This window comes from Sinorhizobium meliloti (assembly GCF_017876815.1).
Classification (GTDB): Bacteria; Pseudomonadota; Alphaproteobacteria; order Rhizobiales; family Rhizobiaceae; genus Sinorhizobium; species Sinorhizobium meliloti.
On sequence record NZ_JAGIOS010000002.1, the window covers coordinates 1627734 to 1648042 of the forward strand.

General features: G+C 63.6%; 13 protein-coding genes. 8 read left to right on the forward strand and 5 right to left on the reverse strand.

The genetic code is table 11. The features are described 5' to 3' along the window. The first annotated feature begins 39 nt into the window (after nt 1-39). Nucleotides 40-1020: a quinone oxidoreductase family protein gene (locus JOH52_RS26475; protein ID WP_017272014.1), complete on the forward strand. Its 981-nt coding sequence runs from the start codon at nt 40-42 to the stop codon at nt 1018-1020. 11 nt (nt 1021-1031) lie between these two features. Here JOH52_RS26475 and JOH52_RS26480 read toward each other — a convergent pair whose 3' ends face one another. Further along, on the reverse strand, nt 1032-1979 hold the full coding sequence (locus tag JOH52_RS26480; RefSeq protein WP_010975651.1) for a LysR family transcriptional regulator: 948 nt from the start codon (nt 1977-1979) through the stop codon (nt 1032-1034). A 149-nt stretch (nt 1980-2128) separates the two neighbouring features. Here JOH52_RS26480 and JOH52_RS26485 point away from each other — a divergent pair, with 149 nt between their 5' ends. From JOH52_RS26485 to JOH52_RS26495, 3 genes are all read left to right on the forward strand, one after another. After that, entirely contained in the window at nt 2129-3367 is a 1239-nt protein-coding gene (locus tag JOH52_RS26485; RefSeq protein WP_017272013.1) for a urate hydroxylase PuuD, read from the forward strand. Next, the gene (gene guaD / locus JOH52_RS26490; protein WP_017272012.1) at nt 3364-4707 is read left to right on the forward strand and encodes a guanine deaminase; all 1344 of its coding nucleotides are present in this window, start codon (nt 3364-3366) and stop codon (nt 4705-4707) included. Before JOH52_RS26485 ends, guaD begins: the two co-directional genes overlap by 4 nt. A gap of 266 nt (nt 4708-4973) precedes the next feature. Continuing rightward, nucleotides 4974-6137, forward strand: coding sequence for an IS4-like element ISRm16 family transposase (locus JOH52_RS26495; protein WP_003537933.1), 1164 nt, complete (start codon nt 4974-4976; stop codon nt 6135-6137). 90 nt (nt 6138-6227) lie between these two features. Here JOH52_RS26495 and JOH52_RS26500 read toward each other — a convergent pair whose 3' ends face one another. Next, nucleotides 6228-6734 (reverse strand): Hsp20/alpha crystallin family protein, encoded by a 507-nt coding sequence (locus tag JOH52_RS26500; protein ID WP_014527237.1) that lies wholly within the window; start codon nt 6732-6734, stop codon nt 6228-6230. 123 nt (nt 6735-6857) lie between these two features. After that, on the reverse strand, nt 6858-7337 hold the full coding sequence (locus tag JOH52_RS26505) for an Hsp20 family protein (RefSeq protein WP_013850739.1): 480 nt from the start codon (nt 7335-7337) through the stop codon (nt 6858-6860). Nucleotides 7338-7712: 375 nt separating this feature from the next. Here JOH52_RS26505 and JOH52_RS26510 point away from each other — a divergent pair, with 375 nt between their 5' ends. Next, complete coding sequence (locus JOH52_RS26510) at nt 7713-8018, forward strand: DUF982 domain-containing protein (protein WP_010975656.1); 306 nt, start codon at nt 7713-7715, stop codon at nt 8016-8018. Between the two features lie 39 nt (nt 8019-8057). Here the strand turns inward: JOH52_RS26510 and pbpC are convergent, their stop codons facing one another. Beyond that, on the reverse strand, nt 8058-10199 hold the full coding sequence (gene pbpC, locus JOH52_RS26515; RefSeq protein ID WP_017271855.1) for a penicillin-binding protein 1C: 2142 nt from the start codon (nt 10197-10199) through the stop codon (nt 8058-8060). Nucleotides 10200-10207: 8 nt separating this feature from the next. Beyond that, on the reverse strand, nt 10208-15655 hold the full coding sequence (locus JOH52_RS26520; protein ID WP_017271856.1) for an alpha-2-macroglobulin family protein: 5448 nt from the start codon (nt 15653-15655) through the stop codon (nt 10208-10210). Nucleotides 15656-15896: 241 nt separating this feature from the next. Here JOH52_RS26520 and JOH52_RS26525 point away from each other — a divergent pair, with 241 nt between their 5' ends. From JOH52_RS26525 to JOH52_RS26535, 3 genes are all read left to right on the forward strand, one after another. Continuing rightward, nucleotides 15897-16688 (forward strand): DeoR/GlpR family DNA-binding transcription regulator, encoded by a 792-nt coding sequence (locus tag JOH52_RS26525; RefSeq protein WP_017271857.1) that lies wholly within the window; start codon nt 15897-15899, stop codon nt 16686-16688. Nucleotides 16689-16782: 94 nt separating this feature from the next. After that, complete coding sequence (deoC, locus tag JOH52_RS26530) at nt 16783-17787, forward strand: deoxyribose-phosphate aldolase (RefSeq protein WP_017271858.1); 1005 nt, start codon at nt 16783-16785, stop codon at nt 17785-17787. Between the two features lie 4 nt (nt 17788-17791). Continuing rightward, the gene (locus JOH52_RS26535; protein WP_017271859.1) at nt 17792-20176 is read left to right on the forward strand and encodes an aldehyde dehydrogenase family protein; all 2385 of its coding nucleotides are present in this window, start codon (nt 17792-17794) and stop codon (nt 20174-20176) included. Nucleotides 20177-20309: the final 133 nt, after the last annotated feature.

Below are 20309 nucleotides of genomic sequence, written 5' to 3' on the forward strand. Positions count from 1 at the left end.
AAATAGCCGCGCAAACCAACAGTTTCGAGGCAAGTTCTTATGAAGGCCATTGAGTTCCGCCGCTTCGGGTCGCCAGACGTGCTCCAAAGCGTCGATGTCGCTACACCGAGTCCGGGAAGGGGCGAGGCGCTCGTCCGCGTGGGCGCCGTTGGCGTCAACTATTTCGAGGTTCTGATGCGGCAGGATCGCTACGCGGTCACGCCCGAACTGCCGATGATCCCAGGTGTGGAGGTCGCCGGCGTCGTCGTAGCGGTCGGGGAGGAACTTTCCCAGGATATCATCGGCAGTCGTGTCGCGGTCCCGATGTTCGCTCATGGGCGGGGTACCGGCGGATATGCCGAATATGTATCGGTCGATGCCGCGATGCTGGTACCGATCCCGGACGGACTGTCCTTCGAAGCCGCTGTTGCCCTGATGGTGCAGGGCCTCACGGCTCTTTATCTCGTCCGGCAAAGCTCGCTGCAGAACAAAACGCTGCTGATCAGCGCTGCGGCAGGCGGTGTGGGTTCATTGCTCGTGCAATTGGCAAGGGACGGCGGCGCGCGGACGATTGTAGCGGTTGCAAGTTCGCAGAAAAAGCTCGACTCCGCCCGTTGGCTCGGTGCTCACCTCGGCATCAACTATGCGGCGCCTGATTGGACGGCAACGCTCAGGGAGGCTTTGAACGGTGGCGGGGTCGACATTCTTTACGATTTCGTCGGCGGCGAATTTACCCACGCTGCGATCGATCTGCTGGTACCGGCGGGAGAGCTGGTTTTCGGCGCCCTCGGCAGGTTTGCGTTGAGCGGCCGGCAAGTAGAATCGATGTTCGCACTGAACCAATCCCTGCGCGGCTTCGCCTTACTGCCGCTCTTGAACCTCGCCGGATTGAAGGCGGACCTCACCGAGCTTTTCACCCGGGCGCAAGAGGGCGCCTTGACGGTCGCGATCGACAGTCGCTTTTCGCTTGATCGGGCCGCGGACGCACACCGGGCTATCGAGAGCCGCCGAACGATCGGTAAGGTCGTGCTTGTGCCCTGAGGGCGCTTCGCTCAAGCGCTGGAACGCTCCTGCACTTCGGCAGACTCGGCCAGCATCTTGCCGATCAGCCGCTGACAGCGCTCGGCCATGAAGTCGATCATCAACCGCACCTTCGGATCCTGGAAGCGCTTGTGAGGGTAGATCGCCGCGAGCTGTGCACCGAGCGGTGGCGTCTCTTCGAGCACCGGGACGAGCAAGCCCTCGTCGATATGCTGTTTCACCTCGAAGAGCGGCTTGTTGACGATGCCGCGTCCGTCGAGCGCCCACTGGGTTAGCACGTCGCCATCATCCGAATCATAAGGGCCGCCGACCTCGAACTTGCGGACGCCATCCGGCGTCTGCAAGGTCCAGTAATACTCCTTCGACCCGGGATAGCGCAGCAGAAGACAGTCGTGGCTATGGCTGAGGAGGTCGTCCGGCGACGAAGGGATGCCGCGCCTTTCGAAATAGCGCGGCGACCCACAGAGCACGCGGTCGCAGTTCATGATGCCGCGCATGCGCAGGTTCGAATCCTCGAGTATGCCGAGCTTGAAGGCGATGTCGACGCCCTCGGCAAGGATGTCGACATTATGATCGGAGAGGCGCAACCGCACCTCGATATCCGGATAGCGGTCGTGAAACTCCGGTATGCCGGGCGCGATCAGCCGCCGCCCGATGCCGAGCGGGGCGGTGATCTTCAGCGCTCCCTTCGGATTTCTTGAAAGATCGGCAATGGCGCTCTCCGCCTCGTTGACCGCCTCGAGGATCTTTACCGCGCCTTCGTAGAAGACCCGTCCGTGCTCGGTCGGCGTCAGTTTTCTGGTGGTGCGGTTGAACAGGCGCACGCCCATATGCCGCTCCAACTCCTTGATTCTGTTGCTGGCAACGGCCGGCGTGACGCGTTGATCGCGGCCCGCTGCCGATAGTGTTCCAAGTTCCACGACGCGCACGAACACACGCACATTATCGAGATAGGACATGCTTCCGCCTCTGCTCTTCCGGCGCGAACGTAGCGCTCCGGCCTCTCTTCGATTTTATAGTTTTTTTTGAAAGAGTTGGTGCGATGGCGCCGTTCCCGCCTCCCCAAGCAATGACACATAATGAACGCGAGAGAAATGGGGAGAACTCAATGTACGAGTATGCCATCGCCTGGGATTGGCTGACATTTGCGGTCAGATGGCTGCATGTCATCACCGGCATCGCCTGGATCGGCTCATCCTTTTACTTCGTCGCGCTCGACCTGGGGCTGAAGCAGCGTCCGGGCATGCCGGTCGGCGCCTATGGCGAAGAATGGCAGGTGCATGGCGGCGGCTTCTACCACATCCAGAAATATCTGGTTGCGCCGGAAAACATGCCGGAGCACCTGATCTGGTTCAAATGGGAGTCCTACGTCACCTGGCTCTCGGGTTTCGGCATGCTTGCGCTCGTCTATTATGCCGGCGCGGACCTCTACCTCATCGATCCGAACGTGCTCGACGTCTCGAAGCCGATGGCAATCGCCATCTCGCTGGCTTCGCTTGGCTTCGGCTGGCTTGCCTATGACATGATCTGCCGTTCGCCGTTCGGCAACGACAATACGCGGCTGATGGTGCTGCTCTATTTCATCCTCGTCATCGTCGCGTGGGGCTACACCCAACTCTTCACGGGCCGGGCCGCCTATCTGCATCTCGGCGCCTTCACGGCGACCATCATGTCGGCCAATGTGTTCTTCATCATCATCCCGAACCAGAAAAAGGTTGTTGCCGACCTGATCGCAGGTCGCACGCCCGATCCTGCGCTCGGAAAGCAGGCGAAGCAGCGTTCGACGCACAACAACTATCTGACGCTGCCCGTGCTGTTCCTGATGCTGTCGAACCATTATCCACTCGCCTTCGGGACGCAGTATAACTGGATCATCGCCTCGCTGGTCTTCCTCATGGGCGTCACGATCCGCCACTGGTTCAACACCCGCCACGCCAACAAGGGCAGCCCGACCTGGACCTGGCTCGCGACGGTGCTTCTGTTCATCGCCATCATGTGGCTCTCCACCGTGCCCAAGGTCCTCTCCGACGGCGGAGAGGCCAGGGCTTCGACGGCCGCCGAGGCCGTCGTCGCGCCACCGGACTTCTCCAAAGTGCGCGACACCGTGCTTGGCCGCTGTTCCATGTGCCATGCGCGCGAGCCGGGATGGGAAGGCATAATCGTGCCGCCGAAGGGCGTCGTTCTCGAAGCCGATGGCGACATCGTCGCGCATGCCCGCGAAATCTACCTGCAGGCGGGGCGCTCGCATGCCATGCCGCCCGCCAATGTCACGGGCATTACCGAGGAGGAACGCCAGCTTATCGCCAGCTGGTACGAGACGACCGTAACGGAAGGAAAAGTCCAATGAGCGATCAATTGATCCGCGGCCGCGTGCTGACTTTCGTCAAGGAGCCCGCGAGCGTCGACGATGCCGGCTCCTATCGTTTCTTCGAGGACGGCGCCGTTTTCGTGAGCAAAGGCCAGATCGCCGGCGTCGGTCCTTACGGCGACGTGGCGAAACAAGCGGGGCCCAGCGTAAAGATCGCCGATCATCGGCCGCATCTGGTAATGCCCGGTTTCATCGATACGCACCTGCATTTCCCGCAGACACAGGCGATCGCCTCCTACGGTGCGCAGCTCCTCGAATGGCTGAACACCTACATCTTCGTCGAGGAGCAGAAGTTTAAGGCGCCCGAGCACGCGGCCTTCATTGCCGACCGCTTCATGGACGAACTCCTGTCCAACGGCACAACGACGGCGGCCGCCTATTGCTCGGTGCATCCGGAAAGCGTCGATGCATTCTTTACGGCAGCCGAAGAGCGCAACATGCTGATGATCGGCGGCAAGGTGATGATGGACCGCAACGCGCCCGACGCGTTGCGGGACACGCCCGAAAAGGGCTATGACGAGACGAAGGCGCTTATCGCCAAGTGGCATGGCCGCGGCCGCGCGCATTATGCGATCAGCCCGCGTTTTGCGATCACCTCGACGCCGGAGCAGATGGAGGTGAGCCGCGTGCTCGCTGCCGAGCATCCGGATTGCTACGTTCAGACCCACCTGTCCGAAAACCGCGACGAGATCGCTTTCGCCACTTCGCTCTATCCGGAAGCGAAGGACTATACCGACATTTATGCACGCTACGAGCTTCTCGGCCGCAAGACTCTGCTCGGCCATTGCATCCATCTGAGCGACCGCGAAATATCTGTCCTCGCAAAAACCGGGGCGGTCGGCGTCTTCTGCCCGACCTCGAACCTCTTCCTCGGCAGCGGCCTCTTCGATCGCGACCGTTTCGACAGGCTTGGCGCGCGCCACGCGGTCGCGACCGATGTCGGCGGCGGGACGAGTTTCTCGATGCTAGAAACGATGGACGAGGCTTACAAGGTTCTGCACCTGCAGGGCCAGCGGCTCTCCCCGCTCAACTCCTTCTACATGCTGACGCTCGGCAACGCGCGCGCGCTCGACCTCGAACATCGGATCGGCTCGCTGCACGCCGGCGCGGATGCGGACATCGTCGTCCTCGACAGCCGCGCCAAGCCGGCCATGGAGCTCAGGATGCAGGTTGCCTCGACGCTTGCCGAAGAGCTTTTCGTTCTGCAGACGATGGGCGACGATCGCTCGGTGGCTGAGGTATATGTTGCGGGCAAGCCGATGAAGAGCGGGCGGCGGGAGACGAAGGCCGAGGCCGTCAGGGTACTGGCAATGGCTTAGCTAAAAGTACGATCAAAGGAAACGTGCAGTAGCATCCGGCTGCGAACACCTTCGCCCCATTTAGATGGGGAGAAGGGACAAGCGGCAGCCTCCGTGAGCTTTCGCGAGGGACGCGAAAGGGTGCCCGCCAGTCCCTTCGCCCCGCCCGCGGCAGGGCTGTCCGGGGAAAGTTCCGGGTGAATCGAAATGTCGCAGGCGCATGCCCCGTCAGACGGCGTTTTTCCGTCTATTTTCTGGTTGTCGAGACTCAGAAAAGGAGACGGAGCATGCGGTTCACCCCTAGCATTTTCGCCCAGCTGCTGAAAGCGATTGATCGCCGCAGCTTTCAGGCGATTGTGGATCGTCATGCCGGGGATGCCTACGACAAGTGCTTTACCAGCTGGGATCATCTGGTGGCACTGATCTATGCCCAGTTGAGCGCCACGACCAGCCTGCGCGGGTTGGAGGCGAGCTTCAACGCCAACAGTCAGCATCATTACCATCTCGGCAGTGGCCGGCTGATGCGCTCGACGCTGTCGGACGCCAACCGCCGCCGCCCGGTCGCCGTCTTCGCCGAGACCTTCGCGCTTCTGGCCGGTCAGCTCGACCGGCAGACGCGCCGGGAGGGCACCAAGATGCTGCGGCTGATCGATTCGACCCCGATACCGCTGGGTAAGCTGTACGATTGGGCCAAGTCGAACGGCCGCATCCGCGGCATGAAGCTGCATGTCGTCTATGATCCCAAGGCCGATTGTCCAGGCATCCTCGACATCACCGACGCCAACGTCAACGACGCCCAGATCGGCCGCACGATCACCATCGAAAAGGGCGCAACCTATGTCTTCGACAAGGGCTACTGCCATTACGGCTGGTGGACGGCGATCGCCGAAGCCGGCGCCAGTTTCGTCACCCGGCCGAAGACCAACATGGGACTGGCTTTGGTCGCTGAACGCCCCGTTGAGCAACCTCAAGGCGATGGCTTCCTGGTCCTCGAAGACAGCCAGGTCAGCCTCGCCAGCAAGGGCGATTCCAAGCTGCCGATCGGCTTGCGCCGGGTAATCGTCAAGCGCCAGGACGGCGATACGATCACGCTTCTGACCAACGACCTCGAGCGCTCCGCCGTCGAGATCGGCCAGCTCTATAAGGATCGCTGGCAGATCGAGCTTCTGTTCCGCTGGATCAAACAGCACCTCAAGATCCGCAAGTTCCTCGGCAACAACGACAACGCCATCCGCCTGCAGATCTTCGCCGCGATGATCGCCTATGCACTGTTGCGCATCGCCGCCCGCCTCGCCCGCGTCCCTCTACCGATCCTGCGCTTCACCGACCTCGTCACCCAGTGCCTGTTCCAGCGCAAAAGCATCGCCGAAATCCACAAGCCGCCGCAGGTCAATCCAAGCCGACCAAAACCCCGGACCATCCCAAACCAAATGGTCTTCCGCTATGCATGAATTTTCCCCGGACAGCCCTGCGCCCGCGGGGAGAAGGTGCCGGCAGGCGGATGAGGGGCGTTCGCCCACGGCGGGGACCGCAACAGGCTACTACCGCCCGTTGATCGCAATGCGCTTGGCTTTCGACTGGGCCTGCTCCGTCTTCGGCAGAGTAACGGTCAGGACGCCATTGCGGAAGGTCGCATTCACCTTGCTTTCGTCCACCTCGTATCCGAGCGCAATGCGTCGCTCGAAGCGCCCGTAATATCGCTCCGAGAACTGGTTTTCCTGGTCCTCGGTCTCTGCCCGTTTTTCGCCTCGCAGCGACAACACGCCGTCGGACAAGGACAGTTCGACGTCCTTTTCATCGAGACCCGGCAGTTCCGCGGTCACCTTGATTTCCTTATCCCGGTCGGAGACCTCGACGCTCGGCCAGCCACCTGCAAAACCCGAAAAGCCGCTGATGGGCAGGCGGGTTTCGAAGCTGCGAAAAGCGTCGTCGAACAGGCGGTTCATTTCCCTGTGGAGCGCCAGGAAGGGATTTCGGTCGTTGTCACGATAGGAAGCCGGCACCTGGCCCTGCGCACGGCCCCATGGGATGAGATCACGTACATTCATCGGTCCGTTCCTTTCTTTGCAGTGGAGCGGGAGGTGCGCAATTTCCGGCGCTTTCCCGCTCCAATCCGCCGAGAACCGAGGCGTCGGCGGACGCCGGCGCTTCGGTGCGGTATGCATGTGCGGCTACGCTGCGTGCTTTTCGCCTTCGATCTGTTTCGAGGCTTCGCCGGCTGGCAATGCTTCTGCCTGATGTATCTCAATCCGACGCGGCTTCATCTGCTCGGGAAGCTCACGGACGAGGTCGATCTTGAGCAGGCCGTTGGCGAGGTTGGCGCCAGTGACCGTTACGAAGTCGGCGAGCTGGAAGCGACGCTCGAAATTGCGTGCGGCAATACCGCGGTAGAGATATTCGGTGTCGTCTTCTCCGGCTTTCGCACCGGTGACGGTCAGCATCTGCTGCTCGTGCGTGATGGTGATCTCGTCCGGGGCGAAGCCCGCTACCGACATTGCGATCCGGTACTGGTTCTCGCCGACCCGCACGATGTCGTAGGGCGGCCAGTTGTCGTTGGGCGCCAGGCGACTTGCGGAATCCAAGAGGTCGAACAGATGTTCGAAGCCAACGCTGGAGCGCGACAGCGGCGAGAAATCGAAGCTTGTTCTCATAGCCATATCCTCCTTGAGCAACATGGACGATGAGGAGCGCCGAAGAGAACGGAGCTCCTCGACTGCGAGCCCCTTACAGGCGGCTCTCGCACCCGATTTAGTCATTCGAAGCCGGGTTTCAAGGGCTCCCGAACATCGATTTTCGTTCCTTTGCCCGCCCCCCCGGCGACCGCGAAAACTGGCCGATCGAAAGAGGGCCTAAGCCACTGATCGGGGTTCTTGAATTTACCTTTTCCGCTCCAATATCTGTTCAGCGCGATACGTTTTCGAGACGCGTAGAGATCAATATGGCACCCCGCAGCGCTGCATGGTTCGTTCGACCCGTGGGAGTGCAGCGGGCGTGCAATTCATTGACGTCATAGGAAAGGAGGAAAAATGCTTCTCAATGAGATCCCCTGGACGATCCCTCTCACCGTGCGCCTTTCCAACGGTCTGACGCACACTTTTGCCTCCGTTTACGAGGCCCTCGACTTCCTGGAAAACGAGTGGCCGCTCAGGAAGGGCGAGCGCTACGAACGGGCGGTGCGGACCTGTCGGCGGGCGTTGAACCGGATGACGCCGGCGGCAGTGGCACGGGAAGCCTTCATCGCCGCTTGCCTTGAGGCGGGCATGCCGCTCGTCATGGCGCCTCCGGCCCGCGAGCCGCAAGGCGATACCGTCAAGGCCGCGCACACGGCGTGAAGGGGGGGACCGGCGGTCGGGTGGAGCGTCCATATCGTTTCACTGGACGAAGACGCGAACGCTGGCGGCACGCCCCAGCGCATCGATGACCGTGAGCGTCGAGTAGCCGCCGCCATCGGGCTGCCATTGACTGACGCGCCGTCGGGCCACGTCGGGCAGCGGACGGCCATTGGCAAGCCAGCGGAAGGGCGCCCGGCCGCCCTGGAGCTTCAGCGTCAAGGGCGTGATCACGCCGTCCCCTTGCGCGCCAAGCTCGACGCGGGCGCCTTCGGGCGGGAACACGATCTGCGGCGCCGCTTCACGGACCGAGGCCGAGAGCAGCCCGTTCGCGGTGACCGAGAAGCGTCGCTGGCTGATCGGCAGATCAGCCTGGACAAGCCGGACGGCGCCCGCGGGCGGGCCGGGCAGGGGTGTGATGGCGATCCCCGCCTTGGCGAATCCTTCGAACAGAATCGGCGCCGCCGCACCGTAACCGGTCAAGCCGGGCACCGCGCCATTGTCGGGCCTGCCCACCCAGACACCGAGCACATAGCGGCCGTCGAAGCCTACGGACCAGGCGTCGCGATAGCCGTAGCTGGTGCCGGTCTTGTAGGCGATGCCGTGCCGGCGGCTTCCCGCCGGTGGAAGCACGTCCGAGAGTATGTCGGCGACATGCCAGGCGGCGACCGTCGACAGCAGCGGCTCGCCGTCGGTGGGACCGGGGACGCCTTCGATGCCGTCGCCGAGGCGCACCGGCCACCCCTGGTTCGCAAGGCCCGCATAGAGCTGCACCAGCTCGCGAAGCGTGATGCCGACGCCGCCGAGGCCGATCGCAAGCCCCGGTGCCTCGTGCGACGGCAATTTCGGCCTGACGTCGGCGCGCCGGAAGCGCACCATCAGGCGCGACGGACCGACGGCATCGAGCAGGCGGATCGCCGGCACGTTCAGAGACAGTTGCAGCGCCTGGCGCACGGTGACGTCGCCCTGATAATTCATGTCGAAATTGCGCGGCCGATAGCCGAAAAAGTCCGCCGGCCGGTCTTCGATGATCGTCTCCTGGCTGACGAGACCCTCCTCGAAGGCAAGACCGTAGACGAAGGGTTTCAGCGTCGATCCGGGGGAGCGGGTGATCCGCGACATGTCGATCCAGCCCGAGCGGCTTGCGTCGAAATAGTCGGCCGAGCCAACCTCGCCGACGATCTCGCCGGTCCTGATATCGGCCATGACCATGGCGACCGACACTTTGGGACCGAGCCTTGCAGCACCTTCACGTGCGACGCCTTCGAGGCTGCGTTGGATATTGCGGCTAAGCGTCGTCGGATGCCGGCGCCCCGCCGGATCCTTCCGTCGCGCCGTCTCGGCGAGATGGGCAGCATGGGCGGGAAGCTGCAGGCGCCGCGTCGGTATGGCGGTCATCGCCGCCCGCTCCGCTTCGCCCTCACCGATGACCCTGGCGACGGCGGCGCGGGCGAGCACGCGTTTGCGGGCCGCTTCGGCGGCGGCAAGATTGCGGTCGGGCCGGCGCTTTTCCGGCAGTTGTGGCAGCGCGACGAGCAGTGCTGCCTCTCCCGCCGAGAGGCGGCGCGGCTCCTTGCCGAACCAGGCGAGGCTTGCCGCGCGCACGCCCTCGAGATTGCCGCCATAGGGCGCATGGGTCAGATAGAGATCGAGAATCTCGTCCTTGCCGAGGCGCCGTTCGATCTGGATAGCGCGCGCCGCCTGCAGGAGCTTCGCCCCCAGCGTCCGCCGCTCGCGCGGCTCAATAAGCCTCGCCACCTGCATGGAAAGCGTCGATGCGCCGGAGACTATACGGCCGTTGGTGACGAATTGCAGCGCGGCACGAGCGAGCGCCAACGGGTCGACCCCGTGATGTTCGCGAAAGCGCTGGTCCTCATAGGCGATCAGCATCTCGATGAAGCGCGGGTCGACGTCCTGCGCGGTCGTCTTCAGCCGCCACAGTCCATCCTTGGCCGCGAAGGCGCGCAGGAGGCGGCCGTCTCTGTCGAGAACTTCGGCCGAGACCGTATCGGCCTCGGAGAGGGGCGGCGGAAAGGTCCTGTCGGCCCATTCGAGGGTGAAGACTGCGAGTGCGGACAGGATCAGGGCGAGGGATAACGCGACGATCGCCCGGCCGCGTCCGGATGGGAGGCGTGGGGCCGGCACAATGCCGTTGCGGTACGACTTTCGCCGAGAGAACATCATCCTGCGTCCTACTGGGCTGCCTGCACCTCCATGCGGCCCGTCGCCGTGCGCGCCGAGAATTGCGGCCGGTACATGTCCTCGACGTTCGCGGCCGGATGGTCGTAGGTGCCGGGCGTCACCGCGCGCACGACATAGGCGAGCGTGATCTCGCGGTTGTCGCCCGTCGAACGGTCGAAGGCGGCCACGAAGCGGTCGCTGCGGAATTCTGTATGGGCGGCCTGGACTTCGCCGATCCATTCGAAATTCGAGAGCTGGGCGCTGTCGACGAGGCTTGGATTGTCGATCTCGAAACCGGCGGGCAAGAGATCGGTGATGAGCACCCGGGACGGCCAGTCGTTGGTCTCGGTCACCTTCAGCACCACGACATAGCGCTCGTTCTGCCGGGCCTCGCTGACATTAGCCGCCGTTCCGTCGAGCGTGTAATAGCTCCGCTCGATGGTGAAGCCTTCGCCGCCGGCCGAGAGCGACTGCGCCGGCGCCGCCACCGTCGTGACCACGGCGGAGACCGCGTCGGTGCCTTCGTTGCGGATAACGACCGGATGCTCGATCAGCGCGTCGCCGGTCATGCGGGCGGCGTAACTGCCCGTGCGCGCTGCGCCGTTGACCTCGATCCTCATGTCCTCGTCGCCCCCCTGGATCGCGCGTGCGGCAAGGAGCATCCAGGATTGTTCCTGGGTGCTCGTGTATCTAGCCTGCTGCCACTCCCGGGCAACGACCCTGGATAGCTCGGGAATGATCGGCGGCACGGGCCGGCTCTCGGCTGCCAGCGCCAGCACGGCCGCGCCGTCGCGAAGCGAAGAGCCGTAGTCGGAGCGGGCGAGGCTGACATTGACGAGCCCGGTCGACATATTGGCCGCGGCCGCGAAGATATCCTGCGAGCGCCGGGCATCGCCATAGAGCGCGAGCGCCGCGGCGATATGGGCCTTGGCGAGCGGGGTCGGGAAATCGCCGAGCATCGCGTCCGCATAATAGCGCAGATCGCTGATAGCGGCCTTGCGGTTGCGCGCAAGGACATAAAGCGCATAGGCGATCTCGTTGCCGCGGTCCTTGACGTTGGTCTCGTAGCTCAGCGCGTTCTGCAGGTTTTCGAGTGCCTGCACCATCGATTGTTCCGGCACGTCGAATTTCTGTTCCCGCGCCCGGGTAAGGAAATCGGTGACGTATGCATCGAGCCAGAGATCGCCGGAGCCGGGGCTCCAAAGGCCGAAACTGCCGGCGGAGGATTGATATGCAAGGACCCGATAGATCGCCTCCTGCACGCGCTTCTTCACACCTTCGTCGTCTCCAAGCCCGGCTTGCTTGGCAAGCTCGCTGAGATAGAGCAAGGGCAAGGCGCGGCTCGTCGTCTGCTCGGCGCAGCCGTAGGGATAGCGGTCGAGCGTCATCAGAAGCGCCGGGATGTCGAAGGCGGCCGAGCGCGTGATGTTGAGGCTGACAGAGGCGCCCTGCAGCAGGCTGTCGGCGAGCAATTGCTCGTCCACCGTAAGGCTGCTGCCCGCGGCGACATTGACGACATGACGCTGTGTGACCGGAAGGGCAGCCGGGCGGACAGGAATGTTCAGCGTCTGCTCCAGCGACAGGCCCGCGGCATTCGAGAGCCTTACGGTGACGAGACCGTCTCCCGAATACTGTCCGGCGAGCGGCAGAGTCAGAGCGGATTTGCCGCTGGCGTCGAGGTTCACCATTTCGGCCGCTGTCTGTTCGACGGTGACCGGGCCGTTGGTCGTGACCTGCAGTTGATAATCGCCCGCCGGCCCGTCGGCGTTGGCGATATCGAGCCGCAATTCGGCCCGGTCTCCCGGCGCCAGGAACTTCGGCAGGCTCGCAGTCACGACGACCGGATCGCGGATGACCACGTCCTTGACCGCGTGGCCGACGCCGGATTTCGTCCAGGCGACCGCCATAATCCGCGCCGTTCCGTTGAATTGCGGAATGTCGAAGCGCATGTTCGCCATGCCTTCGGCGTCGAGCTTGATGGCGCCCGAGAAGAAGGCGACGAGCTTTTCGGTCGGGGGGCTGCCCTGGAGCGGCATTTGTCCGCCGTCGCCGCCCGTGCGCAGCCGGCCGGTCGCGCCGAGCGAGCCGTCGATCAATCGTCCGTAGAGATCGCGCATCTCGAGGCCGAGCCGCCTCTGACCGAAATACCATCCGTCGGGGTCCGGAGCTTCGTAGCGCGTCAGGTTCAGGATGCCGACATCGACAGCGGCAACCGTGACATAGGCATCTTCAGTGGTGCCGGCGCCCCGTACCTGAAGGCCGATATCGAGCGGCCGGCGCGGCTCGGTTTTCTCGGGCGCGTCCAAGCTGACGGCGAGCTTTCGGTCCGCCGGATCGACGGCGAGCCACTTGATACCGATCGCCCGCATGGGCATGCGGCTCTCCTGGGCTTCGCCCGGGCGGTAAAGCGTCGCGGTGACATAGGCGCCGGTACCCCAGTCGGCCGTCACCGGCAGTTCCACCTCGCCACCGGTTTCGGCAATGGCCGCGGTCTTCGTCGTCACCAGGGTTTCCGTGCCGACAGTCACCAGCAGTTCGCCGGCAAAGCGCGGCGAGACCTTGAGCTTCGCCGTCTCCCCGACCGCGTAGTTCTCCTTGTCGAGAGCGATCTCTAGCCCGTCCGGGGTCTCCGTGGAGGTGGCCTCGACATACCAGCCCGCATCGAACTCAACGCTCGAAGCCGGCCCGTCAAGGGCCGCCGCCTCGATCTCCAGCCGATAACGGCCCCAGCCGACCGGGACCGAAATTTCGGCGCCGTCCTCCGTCACGTCGGCCGAGCCGCTCGCGACCTGTTTGGTGGAGATGACCGGCTCGTATTTCCAGGCGGTGCCGTCGCGATACCACTGGTAATTCCGTTCGACGCTGATCAGCTTCCAGGGGAGACCCGGCATCGCGGTCCTGGTGCCGTCCGCGTCGACGGCGATGACGTGGAATTTCCCGACCGAGTTTTCGGCGAGGTCGCCGGAGAACTCCGGCTTGATGCCGATTATCGGTCCCTCGGGTTTCACCGGAAGGGTCAATGTGCGCTCGATCGCGCGGCCGTCGGCCTCGCGCATGCGAACGGTCACATTGGCGTTGAGCAGCTGCGTCGTTCCGGGAACTTCGGCGAGATCGACATTGAAAACCGACTTGCCGTTTTCATCGAGCGGCTCCAGCCCCTCCAGCGGCAGGCGCGTGTCCTCGCTTGCCTCTTCGTCGGCGAGGCCGAAGAAATAGCCATTGAACGCTTCGCTCCGGCGTGTCGGCCTCACGGCAATTTCGCCTTCGAGCGTCAGGCCCGCGGCCGGTGCGCCGTAGAGATAGCGTCCGTCGACGGCGATTTCGATCGGGGTGCCGACCTCGATCGCCTTTGCTTCGCTCGTCAGGTCGAACTCGGTGCGGTCCGGTACGAAGTCGTCGACGAGGAACTGCTTCTCGGCGATCGCAGAGCCCTTTGGATCGGTGAAGATCTGCATCGTCCAGGTGCCGCGCATCGCATTTTCAGGGACCGGCAGATCGAGCGTATGCCCGCCGAGCTTGCCGCCGTCGCTGACGAGGCGGCGGTCCTCGACGCCGTCCGGGCGCAGGAAAACGAAGGTCAGCGGCAACTTTTCGATCGCGGCACCGTTGACGTCGCGGGTGAGCGCTGCGGCATGAACGGTTTCGCCCGCGCGATAGATGCCGCGTTCCGTCCAGGCGAAGACGTCGATCGCACCCGGTGCGGCGCGGCCGGTAACGCCTCGGTCGGAAAGGTCGAAGCCGGCGCGCGTCATGTCGAGGAACACGTAGTCGTCGCTACCCTTTCGGGCGGTGATCGCCGCCGGCGTCATGCTGGCCGTGCCGCGGATCAGCCCGGCGGAAAAGGTTGCGCGTCCTTCCGCATCGGTCGTCGCCGTCCCGAGCACCTCATTGTTCTTCGCGACCAGCTGCAATTCGACCTCTGCAAGAGGCTTGGCGCTCGCAAGCGAACGCGCGAAGACGGTAAGCCCATCCGTGCCTGCAAAGGTCGACATGCCGATGTCGGAAACGACGAACCATTGCGTGGCGCGCGCATCCCAATCCTGTGCAAGTCCGGTTCCGGAGCTCGCCGTCAGCACGTAGACGCCGGGCTTGCGCAGCGGCAGAGCCTCGTCGACCGGAAAGCTCGTCACCACTTCCTTGTTCAGCTCGGTCTCGATTTCGATGCTGCCCTGCCAGACCAGCTCGCCGCTCTCGTCCTTGATGCGCTCCTCGCTGTAGCCGTCGATCTGGGTCAGGAACTGGGAGCTCGTGAGCAGCGAAGAGATGTTGCGGTCGCCGATACGGTAGAGCTTGAGCTTGGCACTTTCCGTGTTGACCGAGACGATCGGAATGCCGCGACGTGCAGTCGAGGGCAGAACGAAGCTGTCGCCGGTGAAGCGGACCATCGGCGCGCGGTCCTTTACGTAGACGTCGAGGCTGACGGGCGCCTCGATGACTTCCTTGACGGAGGAGGGCAGGCCCTGCCTCAGCACGAGTTTGTAACGCTGGCCATGCGCCAGGCCTTCGACGCAGATTTCGCTGCCCTTGGCCTCCACCGCCTTCGGCGCGGCGCCATCGAGCGTCACGAAGGGGGAATAATCTGGGCCGTTCTTCAGAAGCGGCTCGGAGAATTGCACGCAGGCGCGGGGGCTGGCGCTGTCTGCATCGACCGTGTGGCCGGTGACCCGAAAACCTTGCCGCGCCTTGAGATCGAGATAAGCCGTCTCGACCGTCTTTGCCTGCACGAGCTCGAGGCTGGCTTTGTAGGACTGAAGCGCGGCGCGATAGTTCTGCAGCTTGTCGAGTGCCTGGGCGAGAATGGCCAGCGCATGCGCGCGACTTTGCGTGGTCCGCGTCAGTTGATAGCCGTTGAGCGCGGCAAGGGCGGCTTCGCTCGCCATATCCGTGCCGGCGTCAAACCGGTTGGCGGCCTCAGCCGTCTCCAGCCACAGCGCACCGTCTTTCGGCGTTATTGCAAGCGCGCCGCGGAAGGCCTTGAGAGAGGCGACGAAGTTGCCGGCCGTCAACTCGCTGCGCGCCGTCTCGATGAGGCCGTTGACTCCGAACCCCTGCTGGTCGTCGGCCAGAACGAGATTCGCCTTCACATCGCGCGCCTGCTGCAGGAGATCATCCGAGACGAAATCGAGGCGCGGCGGTGCCCCGATGTCGGCTTCGCCGGCGGCGGTTTCGGCGACCTTGCCGGCGATGGCCCCCGGGAACGTATTCAACTGGTTGAAGTCGGACTTGAGGAAGCACCACTTCACCTTTGGATTGTAGGTGAAGGCCCTGCAGGAGCGGTCGGCAATGCAGGCACTCTGGCATTGGTCGAGCGATACGTTCTGCTCGGTGCGCAGATCGAAGCCGAAATAGTCGGCATCGTTGGTAATCTCGATCCGGCGTTCGGGCTCGGCCGCTGCGACCGGCATTCCCAGGGAAACGAGTGTGAAAAGAAGGGTGGAAAGACCGAGAAACGCGCGCATAGACAAAAGTCCCCCCGACGCTGGCCGCTTCGATTGTACATCACTTTTTCAACCTTCGCTGGGCGTTGTCAATCGAGGAAACGGCGAGTTCAGGGACAACCCGGCCCTGAAGCACGAGCCCACAAGCCAGCTCGTACGGCCAGCTTTGCCCCAGCGGATCGCTTGCGGGCCGAGGCGATCTTGTGATATTTCTCACAGATTAACATTGCGCAAAATGCTTTCTTTATAATTTGGAAGAGCCATGGCCAGCCGCAGGGAAACACGCATTGCCACCTTGTCCGACGCGCTTTCGGCGCGGCGGGTCGTGCACCTGAAAGAGGCGGCGGCGCTGCTAGGCGTATCGGAAATGACCGTCCGCCGTGATGTCGCCGACAACCCTGGACTGTTCGGATATCTGGGCGGGCATATCGTACCGGCCGCCGAGATCGAAGGTGATGCGCCCTACGAGCTTGCCCGCGCGGCCGACATTCACGCCGGCGCCAAGCGGCAGGCTTGCATTCATGCCGCCCGGCACATTCGCCCCGATGAGACGATTTTCATCGATTGTGGTACGACGCTGGAATACCTGGTCGAGCTGATACCGGACGATTACTCAATCACGGCGATATGTTATTCCATGAACACGGCCGAAAGGCTGACGCGGAAAACAAATCTCCGCATGGTAATGCTGGGCGGCGTCTATCACCCGTCGTCGGCTTCCTTTTCCGGCGCGCCTGGAATCGCGACCCTCGACCAGCTCGGCATCAATGTCGCCTTTCTTTCGGCGGCCGGAATCGACCCGGCTAGGGGAGCGACCTGCGTCCATTTCCACGAGGTGCCGGTCAAGCAAAAGGTAATTTCGCTGGCGCGCGAGAATTACCTCGTCGCCGACAGCAGCAAGCTCGGCAAGCTGAAGGCGGCTTTCTTTGCTCCGCCCAGTGCTTTCCGGTCGCTTATCACAGAAGACGGCGAAACCGCGTTGGCCGCCGATTTGATGCCTGTGCCGGGAATGTATGAGAGCGGACAACCCCGCCTTGACAGGCGGCGGAAATGATGAAAGTTTAACAAATATCTTGTTAGTAAACTAACATTCTGTTGTTCGCTCTTTGAAGCGCGCCGCCGGTGGTCCGGGAAGAGGGAGAAATCGGTTGGAAGACCTTGCTCTGAAAAGCGCGGCGGTGCACCCCGCCGGCGCGGGCCATAACTGGCCGCGCAATGACGGTGTAGAGCTCGACCTATCCTGGGTGCTCGATCAGCGCGTTAATCTCTCTGCGGCAGAGCGCCGCGTTCAGACGCTGCCTGGCCGGCGCACCGTCAAGAAGGACGCGCAGGCCGCCTGGCTCTTGAAAGCCGTCACCTGCATCGATCTCACGACGCTCAACGGCGACGATACGACCGAGCGCGTCAAACGCCTCTGCGCCAAGGCGCGCCAGCCGGTGCGTCAGGACATTCTCGACGCGCTCGGCATGGGCGATCGAGGCATCACGACCGGGGCGATCTGTGTCTATCATCGCTTCGTTTCGACCGCGGTGGAGGCCCTGGAGGGTTCCGGCATTCCCGTGGCGGCAGTGTCCACGGGCTTTCCGGCCGGTCTCGTCCCGCACGACGTGAAGCTCAGGGAAATCAAGGCCTCGGTTGCGGATGGTGCTCGGGAAATCGACATCGTCATCACACGCGAGCACGTGCTGACCGGAAATTGGCAGGCGCTCTACGACGAAATGCGGGATTTCCGTGCGGCCTGTGGCGATGCGCATGTCAAGGCAATCCTCGCGACCGGCGATCTCAAGACGCTTCGCAACGTCGCGCGGGCTTCGCTCGTCTGCATGATGGCGGGCGCCGACTTCATCAAGACGTCGACCGGAAAAGAAGGGGTGAACGCGACCCTGCTCGTCACCCTCGCCATGCTCAGGATGATCAGGGCCTATGAGGAGAGGACCGGTATCAAGGTCGGCTACAAGCCGGCCGGCGGCATTTCCGTCGCGAAGGATGTGCTGAACTACCAGTTCCTGATGAAGGAAGAGCTTGGGCGGGAATGGCTCGAACCGGACCTTTTCCGCGTCGGGGCATCGAGCCTGCTCGCCGACATCGAGCGCCAGCTCGAACATCATGTCAGCGGCGCCTATTCGGCCCTCAACAGACACCCGATCGGATAATCAGATGAGCGTTGCCAATTTCTTCGACGAAATGTCCTATGGCCCGGCCCCCGAAGCCGATACCGAGGCGCGCGCCTGGCTCGCTCGGCATGAAGGCAAGCTCGGCCACTTCATAAACGGCGCATTCGTCGGTTCAGCATCAGGCAAATCCTTCGACACGTTCGAGCCCGCAACGGGCAAATTGCTCGCGAAAATCGCACATGGCGGGCGCGACGACGTGAACGCGGCGGTGGCGGCAGCGCGCAAGGCGCAGGGCCCGTGGGCAAAGCTCTCCGGACATGCCCGCGCCCGGCACCTCTATGCGCTCGCGCGCCTGATTCAGCGCCATGCGCGCCTGATCGCCGTCGTCGAAGCGCTCGACAACGGCAAGCCGATCCGGGAAACGCGCGACATCGACATACCGCTTGCCGCTCGCCATTTCTATCATCATGCCGGCTGGGCACAGCTGCAGGAGACGGAATTCGCCGACCAGGTGCCCGTGGGCGTTGTCGGACAGGTCATCCCCTGGAACTTCCCCTTCCTGATGCTCGCCTGGAAGGTTGCGCCGGCGCTGGCGCTCGGCAATTCCGTCATCCTGAAGCCTGCGGAGTTTACGCCCTTGACGGCGCTGCTCTTCGCGGAGCTTGCCGCTGCAGCGGGTCTCCCCCCGGGCGTGCTGAACGTGGTGACGGGCGAGGGCGAGACGGGGGCGCTGATCGTCGAGCACGAGGATATCGACAAGATCGCCTTTACCGGCTCGACCGAAGTCGGACGCCTCATCCGCGAGAAGACAGCGGGGAGCGGCAAGTCGCTGACGCTGGAGCTTGGCGGCAAGTCGCCCTTCATCGTCTTTGACGATGCCGATATCGACGCGGCGGTCGAAGGCGTCGTGGATGCGATCTGGTTCAATCAGGGCCAGGTCTGCTGCGCCGGTTCACGCCTTCTGGTGCAGGAGGGCGTGGCGCCGGTCTTTCATGACCGGTTGAAGCGGCGCATGGAGACGCTCCGCGTCGGTCATCCGCTCGACAAGGCGATCGATATGGCGGCGATCGTCGCGCCGGTGCAGTTGCAGCGAATCGAAGAGCTGGTGGCGAAGGGCGTCGCCGAAGGCGCATCGATGCATCAGCCGAAGATCGAACTCCCGAAGGGCGGCAGCTTCTTTCGGCCGACGCTGTTGACCGGCGTCCAGCCGACTTCCGTCGTCGCGACCGAGGAAATCTTCGGGCCGGTGGCCGTATCGATGACCTTCCGTACGCCGGAGGAGGCGATCCAGCTTGCAAATCATAGCCGCTACGGCCTTGCCGCGAGCGTCTGGAGCGAAACGATCGGTCTTGCCCTGCATGTTGCCGCAAAGCTTGCGGCCGGTGTCGTCTGGGTCAATGCGACCAACCTCTTCGATGCGTCGAGCGGCTTCGGCGGAAAGCGCGAATCCGGCTTCGGCCGTGAGGGCGGGCGAGAGGGCTGCTACGAATATCTGAAGCCGAAGGCCTGGATGGGGCGCAAGCTGCGCCCCGAACACGGCTTGCCGGCCCCGAAGCAGGCCGCCGGTGATTTCGCCGTTCCGGCGCTCGATCGCACTGCCAAGCTCTTCGTCGGCGGCAAGCAGGCGCGGCCGGACGGGAACTATTCGCGGCCCGTGCTTTCCCCGAAAGGCAAGGTGATCGGCGAAGTCGGCGAGGGCAACCGCAAGGATATCCGCAATGCCGTCGTTGCGGCGCGGGGCGCCTCGGGCTGGTCTTCGGCAACAGCGCATAACCGCGCCCAGATCCTCTATTACATCGCCGAGAATCTGAGCAGCCGCGGGGCGGAATTCGCCGACCGCATCGCCGCCATGACGGGGGCCTCGGCAGCCAATGCCCGAGCGGAGGTCGAAGCTTCGATTGCCCGGCTGTTCAGCTACGGAGCCTGGGCGGACAAATACGAGGGCACCGTGCACCAGCCGCCCCTGCGCGGCGTGGCACTGGCCATGCCGGAACCCCAGGGCGTCGTCGGCGTCATCTGCCCCCCGGAAGCGCCGCTGCTCGGGCTTGTCAGTCTCGTGGCACCGCTGATTGCAGTCGGAAACCGGGTGGTCGCCGTGCCGAGCGAAGCGCATCCTCTGGCTGCGACCGACTTCTATTCGGTCCTCGAGACCTCGGATGTGCCGCCCGGCGTCATCAATATCGTCACCGGATCTGCGATCGAACTCGCCAAGGCACTCGCCGCGCACAACGACGTGGACGCGCTCTGGGCGTTCGGCTCGCCGGAACTTTCGACACTCGTCGAGAAGCTGTCCGTCGGCAACCTCAAGCGTACCTTCGTGGATTACGGCAAGGCGATCGATTGGACGGATCGCTCGGCCGCCGAAGGACAGGCGTTCCTGCGGCGAGCGGTCGATGTCAAGAACATCTGGATTCCCTACGGCGAATAGCCTCCCGCTCTCCGCAGAGCGGTGGTCGTCGCATCGGAAGCGTGGAGAAAGAGCAACAGGCTGTTGACGGCGCGCGCCAGAAACGGCCTGATGCGACCGCGCTTTGCAGTGGAGGAGGACAGGAATGCTCAAG